The sequence below is a fragment of the Methylovorus sp. MP688 genome (assembly GCF_000183115.1).
GTDB lineage: Bacteria > Pseudomonadota > Gammaproteobacteria > Burkholderiales > Methylophilaceae > Methylovorus > Methylovorus glucosotrophus.
The window spans coordinates 640,221-656,465 of the sequence record NC_014733.1; the positions used below are offsets into that span (position 1 = coordinate 640,221).

Annotated in this window: 19 protein-coding genes; 6 read left to right on the forward strand and 13 right to left on the reverse strand. The window is 58.0% G+C overall.

What is annotated here, in order from left to right; translation table 11 throughout:
* Positions 1-20 precede the first annotated feature (20 nt).
* Genes mnmA through MPQ_RS03125 form a run of 3 tightly spaced genes read right to left on the reverse strand, consistent with a single transcriptional unit; the run spans position 21 to position 2,241 of the window.
* Positions 21-1,106, reverse strand: a complete 1,086-nt coding sequence (gene mnmA / locus MPQ_RS03115; protein ID WP_013441445.1) for a tRNA 2-thiouridine(34) synthase MnmA — start codon at positions 1,104-1,106, stop codon at positions 21-23.
* Positions 1,103-1,561, reverse strand: coding sequence for an NUDIX hydrolase (locus tag MPQ_RS03120; protein WP_013441446.1), 459 nt, complete (start codon positions 1,559-1,561; stop codon positions 1,103-1,105). Before MPQ_RS03120 ends, mnmA begins: the two co-directional genes overlap by 4 nt.
* A 44-nt stretch (positions 1,562-1,605) precedes the next feature.
* Complete coding sequence (locus MPQ_RS03125; protein WP_013441447.1) at positions 1,606-2,241, reverse strand: YchE family NAAT transporter; 636 nt, start codon at positions 2,239-2,241, stop codon at positions 1,606-1,608.
* Between the two features lie 96 nt (positions 2,242-2,337).
* Here MPQ_RS03125 and MPQ_RS03130 point away from each other — a divergent pair, with 96 nt between their 5' ends.
* The 3 genes from MPQ_RS03130 to rng are packed head-to-tail and all read left to right on the forward strand — an operon-like array spanning position 2,338 to position 4,962.
* The gene (locus MPQ_RS03130) at positions 2,338-2,886 is read left to right on the forward strand and encodes a DJ-1 family glyoxalase III (RefSeq protein WP_013441448.1); all 549 of its coding nucleotides are present in this window, start codon (positions 2,338-2,340) and stop codon (positions 2,884-2,886) included.
* Entirely contained in the window at positions 2,883-3,473 is a 591-nt protein-coding gene (locus MPQ_RS03135) for a nucleoside triphosphate pyrophosphatase (protein ID WP_041361989.1), read from the forward strand. The genes MPQ_RS03130 and MPQ_RS03135 overlap by 4 nt, the downstream gene beginning before the upstream one ends.
* Before the next feature lie 31 nt (positions 3,474-3,504).
* A complete protein-coding gene (rng, locus tag MPQ_RS03140) occupies positions 3,505-4,962 on the forward strand; it encodes a ribonuclease G (protein WP_013441450.1) in 1,458 nt (485 codons plus the stop codon).
* A gap of 98 nt (positions 4,963-5,060) precedes the next feature.
* Here rng and MPQ_RS03145 read toward each other — a convergent pair whose 3' ends face one another.
* The 3 genes from MPQ_RS03145 to MPQ_RS03155 all read right to left on the reverse strand — a co-directional run bounded on the left by MPQ_RS03145 (position 5,061) and on the right by MPQ_RS03155 (position 7,228).
* Positions 5,061-5,636, reverse strand: coding sequence for a YggT family protein (locus MPQ_RS03145; protein ID WP_013441451.1), 576 nt, complete (start codon positions 5,634-5,636; stop codon positions 5,061-5,063).
* Between the two features lies 1 nt (position 5,637).
* Complete coding sequence (proC, locus tag MPQ_RS03150; RefSeq protein WP_013441452.1) at positions 5,638-6,450, reverse strand: pyrroline-5-carboxylate reductase; 813 nt, start codon at positions 6,448-6,450, stop codon at positions 5,638-5,640.
* A gap of 76 nt (positions 6,451-6,526) precedes the next feature.
* Positions 6,527-7,228 carry a YggS family pyridoxal phosphate-dependent enzyme gene (locus MPQ_RS03155; RefSeq protein ID WP_013441453.1) on the reverse strand — a complete coding sequence of 234 codons (702 nt, stop codon included), beginning with the start codon at positions 7,226-7,228 and terminating at the stop codon, positions 6,527-6,529.
* A gap of 42 nt (positions 7,229-7,270) precedes the next feature.
* On the opposite strand from MPQ_RS03155, the gene MPQ_RS03160 reads away from it, so the two are divergent.
* From MPQ_RS03160 to MPQ_RS03170, 3 genes are all read left to right on the forward strand, one after another.
* Positions 7,271-8,314: a type IV pilus twitching motility protein PilT gene (locus tag MPQ_RS03160; protein ID WP_013441454.1), complete on the forward strand. Its 1,044-nt coding sequence runs from the start codon at positions 7,271-7,273 to the stop codon at positions 8,312-8,314.
* Between the two features lie 48 nt (positions 8,315-8,362).
* The gene (locus tag MPQ_RS03165; RefSeq protein ID WP_013441455.1) at positions 8,363-9,499 is read left to right on the forward strand and encodes a PilT/PilU family type 4a pilus ATPase; all 1,137 of its coding nucleotides are present in this window, start codon (positions 8,363-8,365) and stop codon (positions 9,497-9,499) included.
* Positions 9,500-9,574: 75 nt separating this feature from the next.
* Positions 9,575-10,543: a DUF72 domain-containing protein gene (locus MPQ_RS03170; RefSeq protein ID WP_013441456.1), complete on the forward strand. Its 969-nt coding sequence runs from the start codon at positions 9,575-9,577 to the stop codon at positions 10,541-10,543.
* A gap of 59 nt (positions 10,544-10,602) precedes the next feature.
* On the opposite strand, the gene MPQ_RS03175 is transcribed toward MPQ_RS03170, so the two are convergent.
* Genes MPQ_RS03175 through MPQ_RS03205 form a run of 7 tightly spaced genes read right to left on the reverse strand, consistent with a single transcriptional unit; the run spans position 10,603 to position 16,178 of the window.
* A complete protein-coding gene (locus MPQ_RS03175) occupies positions 10,603-11,880 on the reverse strand; it encodes a dihydroorotase (RefSeq protein WP_013441457.1) in 1,278 nt (425 codons plus the stop codon).
* Complete coding sequence (locus MPQ_RS03180; protein WP_013441458.1) at positions 11,877-12,830, reverse strand: aspartate carbamoyltransferase catalytic subunit; 954 nt, start codon at positions 12,828-12,830, stop codon at positions 11,877-11,879. The genes MPQ_RS03175 and MPQ_RS03180 overlap by 4 nt, the downstream gene beginning before the upstream one ends.
* A complete protein-coding gene (pyrR, locus tag MPQ_RS03185; protein WP_013441459.1) occupies positions 12,830-13,327 on the reverse strand; it encodes a bifunctional pyr operon transcriptional regulator/uracil phosphoribosyltransferase PyrR in 498 nt (165 codons plus the stop codon). Before pyrR ends, MPQ_RS03180 begins: the two co-directional genes overlap by 1 nt.
* Positions 13,328-13,350: 23 nt before the next feature.
* Positions 13,351-13,869: a Holliday junction resolvase RuvX gene (ruvX, locus tag MPQ_RS03190; RefSeq protein WP_013441460.1), complete on the reverse strand. Its 519-nt coding sequence runs from the start codon at positions 13,867-13,869 to the stop codon at positions 13,351-13,353.
* A 32-nt stretch (positions 13,870-13,901) separates the two neighbouring features.
* Entirely contained in the window at positions 13,902-14,462 is a 561-nt protein-coding gene (locus MPQ_RS03195) for a YqgE/AlgH family protein (RefSeq protein WP_013441461.1), read from the reverse strand.
* 22 nt (positions 14,463-14,484) lie between these two features.
* Entirely contained in the window at positions 14,485-15,576 is a 1,092-nt protein-coding gene (gene ribBA, locus MPQ_RS03200) for a bifunctional 3,4-dihydroxy-2-butanone-4-phosphate synthase/GTP cyclohydrolase II (RefSeq protein WP_013441462.1), read from the reverse strand.
* Entirely contained in the window at positions 15,573-16,178 is a 606-nt protein-coding gene (locus MPQ_RS03205; protein ID WP_015829496.1) for a riboflavin synthase, read from the reverse strand. Before MPQ_RS03205 ends, ribBA begins: the two co-directional genes overlap by 4 nt.
* Positions 16,179-16,245 lie beyond the last annotated feature (67 nt).

Genomic DNA, 16,245 nt, shown 5'->3' on the forward strand with positions numbered 1-16,245 from the left:
TTTCTATCAAACTCCGCCTGTCAAACTGCGCGGGTAATGATGCCACCACCCAAACACACCTGACTTTCATAGACCACGGCGGATTGCCCCGGCGTGATCGCCCATTGCGGCTGGCCGAAACGGATTTCGGTTTCGCTTTCTTCCAGGCGATCAATTTCGCAAGGCGCATCTGGCTGGCGATAGCGGGTCTTGGCTGCATACACCCAATGTGTTTCCGGCGCTTCGCCTGCAATCCAGTGCAATTGGCTGGCCACCAGGCCATCGTTGCATAGCAGCGGATGGTCATGGCCTTGCACGACGATCAGCACATTGCGCTGCATGTCCTTGCCCGCTACAAACCATGGTTCGCCATTGCTTTCACGCGAGCCGCCTATCTTCAGGCCCTGACGCTGACCCAGTGTGTAATACATCAGGCCTTCGTGTTCGCCCACCACTTTGCCTTCCGGCGTTTGCATTTCGCCGGGTTCGCGCGGCAGGTAACGATTCAGGAACTCGCGGAAGGGACGCTCGCCGATAAAGCAGATACCGGTGGAGTCTTTTTTGCCTGCCGTGACCAAGCCTTCGCGATGGGCGATTTCACGCACCTCGCGCTTCAGCAGGCCGCCCAGCGGAAACAGCGTTTTGCTAAGCTGAAGCTGGTTCAGGCGATACAGAAAATAGCTTTGGTCTTTGCTGCCATCTTCTGCCTTTAATAGCTGGAACAAGCCGTTTTTCTCGCGTACTTGCGCGTAATGGCCGGTGGCGATCAGGTCGGCGCCCAGGCCCATGGCATGATCCAGAAAGGCCTTGAACTTGATTTCCGAGTTGCAGAAGATGTCCGGATTCGGCGTGCGGCCCGCCTGATACTCTTCCAGAAAGTTCTGGAAAACACGTTCTTTGTATTCCTTGCTGAAGTTAACCGCTTCCAGCTCAATACCGATCTTGTCGGCGACCGCCGCGGCGTCTATCAGGTCCTGCTTGGCCGGGCAGTATTCATCGGTGTCGTCGTCTTCCCAGTTTTTCATGAAAAGACCCACGACGTCATAGCCTTGCTCCTTCAATAGCAAGGCCGTTACAGAAGAGTCGACGCCGCCGGACAGGCCAACGACTACACGCTTTTTACTCATGGTTCACCGCGTTCCAGATGGGTAATGATGTTGAGCGGGAAACGTTGTCCCGCCAGATAATGTTCGATGCAGGTCAGCACCTGCGGGCTGCGATGCAGCGCGCGGCATGCCTGGATTTCCTCCAGGCTCATCCACAAGGCGCGCCGTATGCCGCTATCCAGTGGCTGCTCGGGATCATGGTCGGACACTGCGCCAATAAAGGCATACCGCATATAGGTAATGTCTTTTTGCGGATGATGCCACTGGTAAATGCCGAGCAAGGCTTGCGGCTCAAAGCGGTAGGCGGATTCTTCGCGGGTTTCGCGGATCACGGCTTCCAGCAGCGATTCGCCACGTTCAAGATGGCCGGCCGGCTGGTTGAATCGCACGCCGTCGGCGGTGTCTTCTTCTACCAGCAGAAATTTGCCGTCCTGCTCAACGATGGCGGCGACAGTGGTGTTGGGTTTCCAGATCATGCAATTGCTTGAAAAATTGCATATTTTACCGCGCTTGCTACGGCTTAGCCATTCAAACCGGGAAAAAGTCCGCTAATGCCCTGCGCAATGAACTCCACCGCCATGGCCGCCAGAATCAGGCCCATCAGGCGGGTCACGATGTTAATCCCCAGTGTCCCCAGCTTGTGGGCAATCGCCGAAGACAGTCGCAAGGTCAGCCAGATCAGCAGGCATACCGCTGCGACAGGAACAATCAATGACACATGCCCCCAGAAACCGGAATGCTTTTGCGCCGTGATGATCATGCTACTGATGGCGCCCGGCCCAGCCAGTAGCGGAATGCTGAGCGGCACGATGGCGATGACCTCACGCTCGGCGACTGCCTGGGCTTCTTCCGGCGTCTGCCGGGCGTGGCTTTGCTTGCCGTGCATCATGGAGATGGCGATCAGCATGACCAGTATGCCGCCACCGACCTGAAACGAGGGAATGCTGATGCTGAAAAAATCCAGAATGCCGTTGCCAAGAAACGCCGAGGTCATTAGCACAACAAATACCGTCAGCCCAACTGTTTTGGCGGTGCGTGCGCGATCTTTGGGGCTCCAGCCATCGGTGGCGCTGATAAAGATAGGCACGCTGCCCACCGGGTTGACGATGGCAAACAGGGCAATGCCGGTTTTGAACAGGTAGGCCCATTCGCTCATAGCTTCAGATTCTCCGTGACAGGCTTCGGTTGGTGGTTTTTGTAGACATCAGTTAGTATTTGTCACCATTTGATTATAACTGCCGCACAAGGTTTTATGCCCTCTGTATTGATTCCACTGGCCCATGGCTGTGAAGAGATGGAAGCCGTCATCGTGATGGACATTCTGCGCCGTGCTGGCGTGGATGTTGTGGCGGCCAGTTTGACGCCAGGCCCGGTGGTCTGTAGCCGTGGAACGCGCCTGCTGGCGGATGCCTTGCTGGATGAGGTGCTGCAGCAACCATTCGACATGCTGGTATTGCCCGGCGGCATGCCAGGTTCCGAGCATTTGAAAAACGATGCGCGCATTCAGGCACTGCTGACGCAATATGCTGCAGAAGGCCGCTATATTGCCGCCATCTGCGCGGCGCCCATGGCCCTGCATGCGGGCGGATTGCTTGAAGGCAAGCGCGCAACCAGCTTCCCCGGTGTGCTGGATCAGTTGCCGGGCACACATCACTATATGGAAGATGCCGTGGTCAGGGATGGCAACATCGTCACCTCACGCGGACCCGGCACGGCGATGTCGTTTGCGCTGGCGCTGGTGGGCTTGCTGTGCGGCGAAGCCAAGCGTCAGGCGGTAGAGGAGCCTTTGCAGCGATCATGATGAAAAAACGCCTATACTTGGCATCGCGTTCTCCACGCCGTGCCGAGCTGCTCCAGCAATTGGGCCTGGAGACGATATTCATGGCGGCCGATGTGGATGAGTCACCGTTGCCCGATGAAGCCCCCCACGATTATGTGCTGCGCCTGGCGCAAGCCAAAGCGGAAACCGGCCTTGCCGCATGGCAGGCGCAGGGTGGTGAAGCCCTGCCCCTGCTCGCCGCGGATACCACGGTGGCGATTGATGGCCTGATACTTGGCAAGCCGGAAGACGATGCGGATGCCCGCGCGATGCTGTTGCGCATGTCCGGCCGCTGGCATGAGGTGCACACCGGTGTGGCTGTCGCCTCGGCATCTGGCGTGCATGTCCGTTTGTCTACCACCCGTGTGGAGATGACGACGCTGGACGAGGCCACCATTCAGGCTTACATTGCCACCGGCGAGCCGCGTGACAAAGCCGGGGCCTATGGCATCCAGGGCTTGGCCAGTACTTTTATTCGCCGTATCGAAGGCAGCTATTCCGGGGTGATGGGCTTACCGGTATTTGAGACGTCCGAACTATTGAAACAGGCAGGAATTTCCGTGTTGTGAACGTCATGCATGCATGGCAGAGAGCTGGTAAATGAGTGAAGACATTCTGATCAACGTGACCCCGCAAGAAACGCGGGTAGCCATTATCGAGCAGTGCATCGTGCAGGAGCTGCATATCGAGCGCAATACCTCGCTGGGTCTGGTGGGCAATATCTACCGGGGCCGCGTCTGCCGGGTGTTGCCGGGCATGCAGTCTGCGTTTGTCGAGATCGGCCTGCAGCGCGCGGCATTTCTGCATGTGGCAGATGTGCTGGAGTGCGCCAATAGCGACAAGGACAAGGAAAAAACCATCCAGGAAGTGCTGCACGAAGGCCAGCCCATCATGGTGCAGGTCATTAAGGAGCCGATAGGGACCAAAGGCGCGCGCCTTACCACTCAGATCAGCATTGCCGGGCGCTTTCTGGTGTATCTGCCCCAGCAGCAGCATATCGGCGTGTCGCAGCGGATTGAAGACGAAGCCGAGCGCGAATTTCTGAAAGAGCGGTTGCTGAAGCTGTTGCCGGAAAACCGGCAGGGCGGCTACATCATACGCACCATGTCCGAGACCGCCACCGATGATGAGTTACTGGCGGATGTGGATTATCTCAACAAGGTCTGGAGCAATATCCAGGCGGCCAGCCATGGCGCGGCAGACCGTTCGCTGGTGTTTCAGGATCTCAGCCTGCCCATGCGCGTGTTGCGCGATGTGGTGAACGAAGACACCGACCGCGTGCTGGTGGACTCGCGCGAGACTTACCAGAAACTATTGGAGTTTGGTCAGCACTACGCGATAGGTGCGGTGAAAAAGCTGGAACATTACCAGGGCGAGCGCCCGCTGTTTGACATGTACCACGTGGAGCAGGAAATCGAGCGTGCCATGTCGCGCAAGGTGGAGATGAAATCTGGCGGCTATCTCATTTTTGATCAGACCGAAGCACTGACCACGGTGGACGTGAACACCGGCGGTTTCGTCAATGGGCGCAGCCTGGCCGATACCATCTTCAAAACCAATCTTGAGGCGTCGCAATGCATTGCCCGGCAGCTTCGCCTGCGCAATCTGGGCGGCATCATCATCATCGACTTCATCGACATGGATGAGGATGAACATCGCGTGGCGGTGCTGGATGAACTGAAACGCGCACTGGCCAAAGACCGCGCCCGTACCGGTATCAGCGGGTTCTCGGCACTGGGCCTGGTGGAAATGACGCGCAAGCGCACGCGCGAGAGCCTGGCGCATATTCTGTGTGAGCCTTGCCCGGCCTGTCAGGGCCGCGGCGAGATCAAAACCGCGCAAACCATCTGCTATGAAATCCTGCGCGAGCTATTGCGGCATGCCCGCCAATTCACGGCGCGTGAGTTGCGCGTGCTGGCCTCGCCCAAGGTCATTGATCTATTGCTGGATGAAGAGTCGCAGAGTCTGGCCAACCTGTCGGACTTTATTGGCAAGCCGGTATCGCTGCAGGCCGAAACCCAATATCCGCAGGAAAACTTCGACATCATCCTGATGTAAGGCTGCTTGCAGTTAAGGTAGATAGCCAGGGAATAAAAAAACGGCGCGACCATTTGATCGCGCCGTTTTTTATTGGGTCTCTGCGAAGAGACTGTAGCTTAGAACAGCTTGAGGAATTGCAGCTCCAGTGGTGCCACGATCAGCATCAACAGCAATTGCGCGATGATGAAGACCAGAATCGGCGTCAGATCAAAGCCACCTACCAGTGGTACCCGATTACGCAGCGGGGCCAATATGGGACGGGTCAGCGCATCCAGCACCGGGGTAATCACCGTGTAGGGATTCACCCAGCTCAGGATAGCCTGCAGGATAACGGCATACAGGAAGATATAAATGCTGAGCTTGATCAGCCCAACCACGGCGAGGCCCACCAGCGCAATCCATACGCCACCACCCGCGACCATCAGCGGAAAGTCACTCAACCATAATGAAGCGAGCTTCAATATCAGCTGGGCGACAAAAGCTACGATCAGCGTGGAGATATCCAGTCCGCCCCAGCCAGGAATCACCCGGCGCAGCGGCTTGACCGCAAAATTGGTAATGGCCACGACGAATTGCGATGCCGGGTTTTTGAAAGGCGCGCCAGTCAGCTGCAGGTAAAAGCGCAGTAGCGCGGCCAGGGTAAACATGCCGAGTATGGTTTCCAGCAGAAATTGCAAAGCGTTGGCGATCATGTCATTCCTTACCTAATTGGTCGCCCAGCTCGGCAGAGCGGGCGGCAGCAGCGTGAGCCGCCTGAATAATGGCGTTTTTAACCCCGGCGGTATCCATGGAGAGCAGGGCGCGTTCGGTGGTGCCGCCTTTGGAAGTCACCTGCGCACGCAGGGTGGCGGGCGTTTCGCTGCTTTGGCTGGCGAGCGCCGTGGCGCCGGCAAAGGTCTGCAGGCTGAGCAAACGGGCGTCTTCTGCACTCAGGCCCAGCTCCAGCGCGGCTTGCTGCATGGCCTCTATGAAATAAAACACATACGCGGGACCACTGCCGGAGATGGCGGTGACCGCATCCATTTTCTGCTCGGCATCCAGCCACACGGTTTTGCCCGCGGCCTGCATGATGGTGTCGGCAATGTCTTTTTGTGCGGCGCTGACGGCAGGCAAGGCGTACAAGGCAGAAATCCCGGCCTGTATCTGCGCCGGTGTATTGGGCATGACGCGTACGATGGCCTGGTAACCGCCGAGCCAGCGTGCCAGATCCTGGCTGCGGATGCCGGCGGCAATCGAGATCACCAGCTGCTCATGCAGCAGGCTGCCCAAGAAGATCGCCAGGTCGCGCAGTTGCTGCGGCTTCACGGCCAGCACAATGACATCGGCACTGCTCACGCTGGGCAGTTGCTCGGTCACATGCACACCATATTCTGCGTGCAGTTGCTGGCGCTTGTCGGCATCCGGCTCGATGACGCTGATGGCATCCATGGCGTAGCCATTGCTCTGCAGGCCGCCGATAAGGGCGCGCGCCATATTGCCGCCGCCGATGAAACTGATTTTTGTCATGGTTTATCGTTCAGTATTTAAAGTTGTTTTGCGTTGCACTGCGTACTGCTGTTGTCCTGACATGCGCTGCCGCGGGTCATGCCGTCTCTGCCTTTGCCGGACGTGGGCCGAAAATCGCCGAGCCCACCCGCACGATAGTGGCGCCTTCGCCTATGGCAACCGGAAAATCTTCCGACATGCCTATCGACAAGGTATCCAGCGCGATGCCTTGCTGCCTCAGCGCATCATACAGGGCGCGCACCATTCTAAACTGTGCACGTTGCAATTCCATATCGGGCGTAGGGGCAGGTATCGCCATCAGGCCTCGCAGTTGCAGGCGTGGCAATTGGGTGATGGCACTCGCCAATGCGTATGCCTCCTCTGGCGCAATGCCGCTTTTGCTTTCCTCATGGCTGACATTCACTTGTAGGCATATCTGCAGCGGAGGCAGCTCCGCTGGCCTGGCCGCGTTCAGACGCTCGGCAATCTTGAGCCGGTCCACACCATGCACCCAGCTGAAATGCTGGGCGATAGGCTGGGTCTTGTTGCTCTGGATGGGCCCGATGAAGTGCCACTCAATCGGCAGGTCTTGCAGCAGCGACTGTTTGTTCAGGGCTTCCTGCAGATAATTTTCGCCAAACCGTTGCTGACCAGCGGCCCATACATCGCGGATGGCATCGGCGTTTTGCGCCTTGCTGACGGCCAGCAGGGTAATCTCCTGCGGGTCGCGTCCAGCGGCCGTGGCCGACTGACAAATACGGGCTTGCACGGCTTGCAAGCGTTCTGTGATTGCGCTCATAATCCATTCATCATTTTTATAAAATTATAGCAGGAGCCTAGGGTGGATATTTCGGATTTGCTGGCGTTCTCGGTTAAAAACAAGGCTTCTGATTTGCATCTTTCCGCCGGTATGCCACCCATGATCCGGGTGCATGGCGACGTGCGCAAAATCAACCTGCCCTCCATGGATCACAGCCAGGTGCACGACATGGTGTATGACATCATGAACGACGGCCAGCGCAAGATTTACGAAGAAACCCTGGAGTGCGATTTCTCGTTCGAGATTCCCAATCTTGCCCGTTTCCGGGTCAATGCCTTCAATCAGAATCGCGGTGCGGGCGCGGTATTCCGTACCATTCCTTCCAAGATTCTGAGCATGGAAGAGCTGAACTGTCCGCCTATCTTCCGTGAAATCGCGCAAAACCCGCGCGGCATCGTGCTGGTGACCGGGCCGACCGGTTCCGGCAAATCCACTACGCTGGCGGCCATGGTCGATTTCATCAATGAAAACGAGTACGGCCATATCCTGACGGTGGAAGACCCGATTGAGTTCGTCCACACCTCGAAAAAGTGTTTGATCAACCAGCGCGAAGTCGGTCCGCATACCCTGTCGTTCTCGAATGCCTTGCGCTCAGCGCTGCGTGAAGACCCTGACGTGATTCTGGTTGGCGAAATGCGCGACCTGGAAACCATACGCCTGGCCCTGTCGGCCGCTGAAACCGGCCACCTGGTGTTTGGCACCCTGCATACCAGCTCGGCGGCCAAGACCATAGACCGTATCGTCGATGTATTCCCCGCGGCCGAAAAGGAAATGGTGCGCTCCATGCTCTCTGAGTCCTTACGGGCGGTAATCTCGCAAACACTGTGCAAAACCAAGGATGAGCAGGGCCGTGTTGCCGCGCATGAGATCATGATAGGCACGCCGGCCATCCGTAACCTCATCCGCGAGAACAAGATTGCGCAGATGTATTCCGCCATCCAGACCGGGCAAAATGTGGGCATGCAGACGCTGGACCAGAACCTGCAGGAGCTGGTGAAGCGCAATATCATTTCGGTGGGCGAAGCCCGAGGCAAGGCTGCCAACAAGGAATCCTTCGGCGGCTAAGCAGCTTTTCGTACGATTATTCAACGCGTTTATTTAAGGTAGTCTTCCATGGAAGAAGGTCAGGCAGAGAAGTTTGTTTTTGATTTGTTGCGCATGATGATTGCCAAGAAAGCCTCTGATCTGTTCATCACGGCGGCCTTTCCACCGGCAATGAAGATCGATGGCAAGATGACGCCCATGAGCAGCCAGCCACTCACGCCCCAGCACGTGCGCGAGATTGCCCGTGCCATCATGAACGACAAGCAGGCTGCCGAATTCGAAGCGACCCGCGAATGCAATTTCGCCATCAGCATGCCGCGTGTGGCCCGGTTCCGGGTCAATGCCTTTGTGCAGCGTGGCTCGGTCGGTCTGGTATTCCGGACCATTACCTCGGCTATTCCAAAGTTTGATGACCTGCGCCTGCCTGAGGTATTGAAGGAAGTCTCCATGACCAAGCGCGGCCTGGTGATTCTGGTCGGCGGCACGGGCTCCGGCAAATCCACCACGCTGGCGGCGATGATGGGCTACCGCAACGAAAACAGTTACGGTCATATCATCACCATTGAAGACCCGATTGAATTCATACACGACCACAAAAACTGCATCGTGACCCAGCGCGAAGTGGGCGTGGATACCGATAACTGGTTTGCTGCGCTGAAAAACACCCTGCGCCAGGCGCCTGATGTGATCATGATCGGCGAAATCCGCGATCGCGAAACCATGGACTACGCCATTGCCTTTGCCGAAACCGGCCACCTGTGCATGGCAACACTGCACGCCAACAGCACCAACCAGGCGCTGGACCGCATTATCAACTTCTTCCCTGAAGAGCGTCGTCAGCAATTGTTGATGGATCTGTCGCTGAACATGCGGGCCTTTGTCTCGCAACGCCTGATTCCGAAGCGTGATGGTCAGGGCCGTGCGGCGGCGATTGAGATCATGCTGAATTCCCCCCTTATTTCTGACCTGGTGCTGAAGGGCGAAGTGCATGGCATCAAGGAGATCATGGCGAAGTCACGCGAACTGGGCATGCAGACCTTTGACCAGGCCCTGTTTGAGTTGTATGAGCGCGATGAAATCAGCTACGAAGATGCACTGCGCAATGCAGACTCCATCAACGATATCCGCCTCAAGATCAAGCTGGAGGGCAAGGACGCGCAAGATCGCGATATGTCCTCCGGGCTCGATAAACTGGGAATAGTCTAGCTTTCAAACGCCGCTGTGGTTGCTGCTGGGCACCTGGGGGAACGAACTTTGCCCTGAGTTCGCTTACCAACGGATATGGCGGCTGATATACGGATTGGTATTTCTGGTTGGCGATATCCTCCCTGGCGTGGTGTCTTTTATCCCGAAGACCTCACGCAGGCGCGGGAGCTTGAGTTTGCTTCCCGTGCGCTGCCCAGCATTGAGCTGAACGGCTCGTTTTATGGATTGCAGCGCCCGACCAGTTACCAGCGCTGGTATCAGCAAACTCCCTCCGATTTCATCTTCAGCATTAAAGCCACGCGTTATGTCACGCATATCCTGCGCCTGCGCGATATCGAGACTGCCATGGCGAATTTTTTTGCCTCCGGCCTGCTGGCGCTCAAGGAAAAGCTAGGCCCCATCCTCTGGCAATTCCCGCCCAGTTTTAAATTCGATGCCGCCCTATTCGAGCATTTCCTGCAACAGCTGCCACGCGATACCCATGCCGCCGCTACGCTGGCCCGCGACCATAGTCCGGAAATGGCGGGCAAGACATGGTTTGAAGTGGATGAGAAGCGGCGCCTGCGGCATGCGGTGGAAATACGGAACGTCAGTTTCGAGCATGCGGAATTCATTGCCTTGTTACGCCAATATGGAGTGGCGCTGGTCGTGGCGGATACCGCAGGCAAATGGCCGTATATGGAAGATGTGACGGCAGATTTTGTTTACCTGCGCTTGCATGGCGATGCGGAGTTATACGCCAGCGGCTATGGCGAAGAGGCCTTGAATCGCTGGGCGAAACGTATCAGCCAGTGGAGCCATGGGGGTGAACCCACTGACGCCAGTCGGGTCGCGGAAGCGGATGCTGCGCCATCTGCCAGGGCACGGGATATCTATTGTTATTTTGATAATGACATCAAGGTGCGTGCACCGTTTGATGCTCGGAAGCTGTTGCAGGTGCTGGGCCGTGATCAGGGACTGGTGCCGCTGGATGCCTCCGCGCTGGAGAATGCGGTAAAGCCGCCGAGGAAGCGGGCGCCCCGCCGGCAATCGATAAAAAAATAACGCCAGCCGATGTGGCTGGCGTTTTTGCGATCTGCGGCCATGGTCAGGCCTCGGACGAATTATGCGGCCTGATACACCAGCTGGCCGTTGACCAGGGTATAGCGTACCTTGCCCCGCAAGTGCAGCCCCAGGAAGGGGGTATTTTTGCCCTGGCTTTGCAGCGCATTGGCTTCCACTTTCCACTCCTGTGCCGGGTCAAGCAGACAAAGGTCGGCGTCTGCGTGCAAGGATAACTCGCCCGCAGGAATATCCAGTATGGCCGCTGCCTTGGTGGTGACGGCGGCAAGAGCCTGAGTCAGCGGAATATTCTGCTCATCAGCCCATTTGCATACCAGGGGCAACAACAACTCCAGCCCGGTGGCCCCGGCTTCCGCTTCCCCAAACGGTTGCAGTTTGGCGTCGTCATCCACAGGGGTATGGTCCGAGCAGATGGCGTCTATCGTGCCGTCAATCACTCCCTGGCTCAAGGCATCGCGATCGCGCTGGCCGCGCAATGGCGGACGCAGGTGGCAGTTGGGGTCAAAGTATCCGATGTCATGCTCTGTCAGATGCAGGTGGTTGATGCTGACATCGCAGGTAACAGGCAGGCCTTGCCGTTTGGCGGCGCGCACCATTTCCACACCTTCCGCCGTGGAGAGGCGGCACAGGTGGATGCTGGCGCCTGTTTCGCGGGCAATGGTCAATATGCTGGCAATCGCCAGCGTTTCGGCTGCCGCCGGGATGCCTTTGAGGCCGAGGCGGCTGGCGACTTCGCCGTCGTGGGCTGTGCCGCCGCTGGCGAGGTAAGGTTCTTCCGGCCGCAGCCAGATGGTATAGCCGAAGGTGGCGGCGTACTGCATGGCGCGCCACAACACCTGGGTGTCGGTAATCGCCACATCGGCTTGCGAAAAACCTACACAACCGGCCTCGGTCAGTTCGGACATTTCGGTCAGCTGTTTGCCCTGCAACTGGCGGGTAATGGCACCCAGCGGATACACATGGGCCAGGTGCAACTGTTTGGCCTTGTGCTTGAGCATCTCTACCAGGCCGGGTTCATCCAGCACCGGATCGGTATCGGGCGGGCAGGCCAGGCTGGTAACACCGCCAGCGACGGCGGCCTGCATTTCACTTTCCAGCGTGGCTTTGTGCTCAAAGCCGGGCTCGCGCAGGCGGGCGGACAAATCCACCAGTCCGGGCAACACCAGCAAGCCGCTGGCATCCAGAGTCTGTGTCGCTTCGAAGCCAGCAGGGCCGCTGCCTATGCCGACGATCTTGCCTGCGGCAATGTAGATATCCTGCGTGGTGTCGATGTTGTTTTTGGGGTCGATCAGGCGCCCGTTTTTAATCAGTATTTTCATGCGCTGTTTCCTGCAAGCATGGACATGACCGCCATGCGTACGGCGATACCATAAGTGACCTGGGGCAATATCACGGATTGTTTGCCGTCAGCGACGGCGGAGTCGATTTCTACCCCACGGTTCATGGGGCCGGGATGCATGACAATCGCATCCGGTTTGGCCAGGGCCAGTTTTTCCGGGGTCAGGCCATAACACTTGAAGTACTCCTGCGCGCTGGGCAGCAGGGCGCCACTCATGCGCTCGTTTTGCAGGCGTAGCATCATGATCACATCCACATCCTTCAGGCCTTCGCGCATGTCGTGATACACCTGCACGCCCAGTTTTTCTACGTGCTGCGGCAGCAGGGTCTTGGGCGCGATGACGCGCACTTCGGGCACGCCCAGCGTGGTCAGGGCATGAATCTCGGAGCGGGCCACGCGGGAATGCAGCACATCCCCTACCAGCGCCACGCGCAGGTTGTGCATGTCCGGCTTGTAGCGGCGGATGGTGAATACATCCAGCAAGCCCTGGGTCGGGTGCGCATGGCGCCCATCACCGGCATTGATCACGTGGATATGCGGCGCCACATGCTGCGCGATCAGGTGGGCAGCACCGGATTGCGCGTGGCGGATGACGAACATGTCGGCGTGCATGGCCGTCAGGTTGTCTATGGTGTCCAGGATGGTCTCGCCCTTGGATTGCGACGAGGTGTTGACGTTGAGGTTGATCACGTCAGCGGACAGGCGCTTGGCGGCAATCTCGAAGGTGGTGCGGGTGCGGGTGCTGTTTTCGAAGAAGATGTTGCACACGGTTTTTCCGCGCAGCAGCGGCACTTTTTTCACCTCGCGCTCGGCCACCCCGACAAAAGATTCCGCGGTATCCAGAATCTGGTTAAGGATGGCGCGCGGCAGGCCTTCGGTAGACAGCAGGTGTCGCAGCTTGCCATCCGGGGTAAGTTGGGGGTTAAGCATCAGAGGCTGTCTTTCAGTTCAAAATGGAAACGGCCGTTTTCCGATTGCAGCAGTTGCAAGTTCTGGCTTACGGGCAGTGGAATATCCGCCGCGACGATCTGCGGCACGATGGGCAACTCGCGGCCACCCCTGTCCACCAGCACCGCAAGGCTGATGCTGGCCGGGCGGCCGTAATCAAACAGCTCGTTCATGGCAGCGCGTATGGTGCGGCCAGTATGAAACACATCGTCAACCAGGATGATGTGCTGATCCTGTACATCAAACGGGATCTGCGATGGCTTGTTTTCAGCACGCAGGCCACGCTGGTCGAAATCATCCCGATAAAACGAGATATCCAGCGTTCCGCGTGCCACAGGGCGGCCCAGCAGTGGCAGCAGGCGGTCTACCAGCCAGACGCCACCACTGTGAATACCCACCAGTGCAGTGTTGTCGGTGATGAGCGGTTTCAGCTTTTGCAGCAGCACCTCAAAGGTGGCTTCGGCGTCAGGCAGTATCATGGTGATGTGCTCTATTCATGGTGTCATTGGCTCCCCGCATGCGGTTGCGCTACGGAGAGGGAAGACAATGTGTCAAAGTAGGATTGCAAGATATGTTGGGCGGCCACCTGATCCAGCATGACTTTCTGCTTGCGGCCGTATACACCAGTTTCATTCAGCGAACTGCTGGCCTCTGCCGAGCTCAGGCGCTCGTCTATCATGACCACGGGCAAACCAAAGCGGCCATCAAGCCGTCGGGCAAATTTGCGGCACAGCAGGCTGGTGGCATGCTCTTCGCCATCAAGCGATAGCGGCAGGCCGACAATTAACACGGTAGGGCGCCACTCGTTGATCAGCGCGGTAATCGCCGCAAAGCGCACATCGTTGGCTTCACTTTCGATGGTGGTGAGCGGGTGGGCGATGCCCAGCAGGTGTTCGCCTACGGCCACGCCTATGCGTTTTTCGCCAAAGTCAAAAGCCAGCGCCGTTCCCTCTGAGGTGAGCAGCAATTGCTTGGCGGGATCGTTGTTGATGGTGTTGAGGCGAGGGGTGACGGTCTGCATGCGCTCAGGCAGGAAGAGAAGTAGGGGCCATATCAGGCATGCCCGGCCTCTTCCGAAAGCTTGGCAAAATCAAGCCCCAGCAGTTGCATGGCCGCGGTGAGTTTGTTTTCACTGGGCAGGTCAAACAATACCGTGTCGTCGGCAGGGACGGATAACCAGGCATTCTGCGCCATTTCCTGCTCCAGCTGCCCGGCAGCCCAGCCGGAATAGCCCAGCGAGATGAAGATTTTTTCTGGCCCCGTGCCATTGGCGACGGCTTCCAGCACATCTTTCGAGGTGGTGAGCGTCGTCTTGCCATTGATGGAGATGCTGGACTGCCAGTCGCCGGGCGGCTGGTGCAGCACAAAGCCGCGGTCTATCTGTACCGGTCCGCCAAAGTGCACGGCACTGGCGGCCATCTCGGCATCGTCCAGCGACAGGTTGATCTGGCTGAACAGCTCCTGCAGCGTCATCTCGGTCGGGCGGTTGATCACGATGCCCAGCGCACCATCCGCATTGTGCTCGCATATATAGGTGACCGACTTGGCAAAATTGGGGTCGGCCATGGCGGGCATGGCAATGAGAAAGTGATTGGTAAGATTGACGTTTTCCACGGTTCCAATTATCGCATAAATATCAGGTCGGGGAAGCTTCCAGATAGCCAACGACTTCCAGCCCGAAGCCGGTCATGCTCGGCATTTTGCGCGGGGCAGCCATCAATCGCATTTTGCGTACACCCAGGTCGAGCAGGATTTGCGAGCCTATGCCGTAATTCCGCAGATCCTGCTTGTGCCGGATGGACTGATCCGCACGCTGGATGCGGTCGACCAGATCACTGCCGTGTTCGTCACCACGCAGCAGTATCATCACGCCGCATTCGGCCTGGCTGATGGTCTCCATGGCTTTCAGGGTATTCCAGGAGTGCGAGCAGCTGGAACTGTCGAGCAGGTCGAATACCGACAGCGGCTCGTGCACGCGCACCAGCACTTCTTTCGATTCATCTGGTGCGCCTTTGATCAGCGCCAGATGGGTCTGGTCATTGATGCGGTCCGTGTAGGCAATCAGTTGCAGCGGACCGTAAGGCGTCTGCACCGTGCGCTCGGCGCTGCGCTGTACCAGGCTTTCGGTCTGGCTGCGGTAGTGAATCAGGTCGGCAATGGTGCCGATTTTGAGCTGGTGTTCGCGCGCGAATTCAATCAGGTCAGGCAGGCGGGCCATGCTGCCGTCGTCCTTGAGGATTTCGCAGATAACGCCTGCGGGCTCCAGACCAGCCAGGGCGGCAAGGTCACAACCCGCTTCGGTGTGGCCGGCGCGTACCAGGACGCCACCATTTTCTGCCGTGAGCGGGAAGATGTGCCCAGGGCTGACAATGTCGGCCGGGCTGGCATTGCGGGCAACGGCTGCCTGCACCGTGCGTGCACGGTCCGCAGCCGAAATGCCGGTGGTGACACCTTCGGCGGCTTCAATCGACACGGTGAAGGCGGTGCCCAGCGGCGCGCCATTTTTCTGCACCATAGGTGGCAGTGCCAGCTGCTGGCAGCGGTCTTCGGTCAGGGTCAGGCAGATCAGGCCGCGACCATATTTGGCCATGAAATTAATATGTTCAGGCGTGGTGAATTGCGCGGCCAGCACCAGATCGCCTTCGTTTTCGCGGTCTTCCTCGTCCACCAGAATGACCATGCGGCCCTGGCGAATGTCCTCGATAATGTCTTTGGTCGGGCTGATCACGCACTTTCTCCTTCGGTTTTCCATTGCGCCATGCGCTCTACGTAACGGGCGATCATGTCGACCTCCAGGTTCACCCGGCTGCCCACGCCCAGGCTCTTGAGCGCGGTCACTTCTATCGTATGGGGAATCAGGTTCACGCTGAACACATCGCCATCCACGCTGTTAACGGTGAGGCTGACCCCATCAATCGTGATGGAACCCTTGATAGCGATATAGCGCGAAATGGCATGTGGCGCACGCACGGCCAGCAGCATGCAATCTCCCGCAGGCTCGAACCGCACCACCTGACCGACGCCATCCACATGGCCGCTGACAATGTGGCCGCCCAGACGGTCGGAAAAGCGCAGGGCTTTTTCCAGATTGACGGGTTTGACATTATCCAGCCCGACCGTGCAGTTGAGGGTTTCGCGCGAGACATGCGCCTGAAAATGGCTGGGGCTCAGGCTGACGGCGGTGAGGCACACGCCATTGACGCAGATGCTGTCGCCAATGGCAACATCACCAAGATTCAGTGCGGTGGCGTCTATCGTCAGCTTGACATCGCTGCCGAGGGTGTCGACTTTTTCGATACGGCCTACCGCTTGGATGATTCCGGTAAACATGAGAGTGTAAGGGCTCCAGAATGTAAAGGTTTGCAATGCCTGCCCGGGCGCATTGGTCCACACGGGC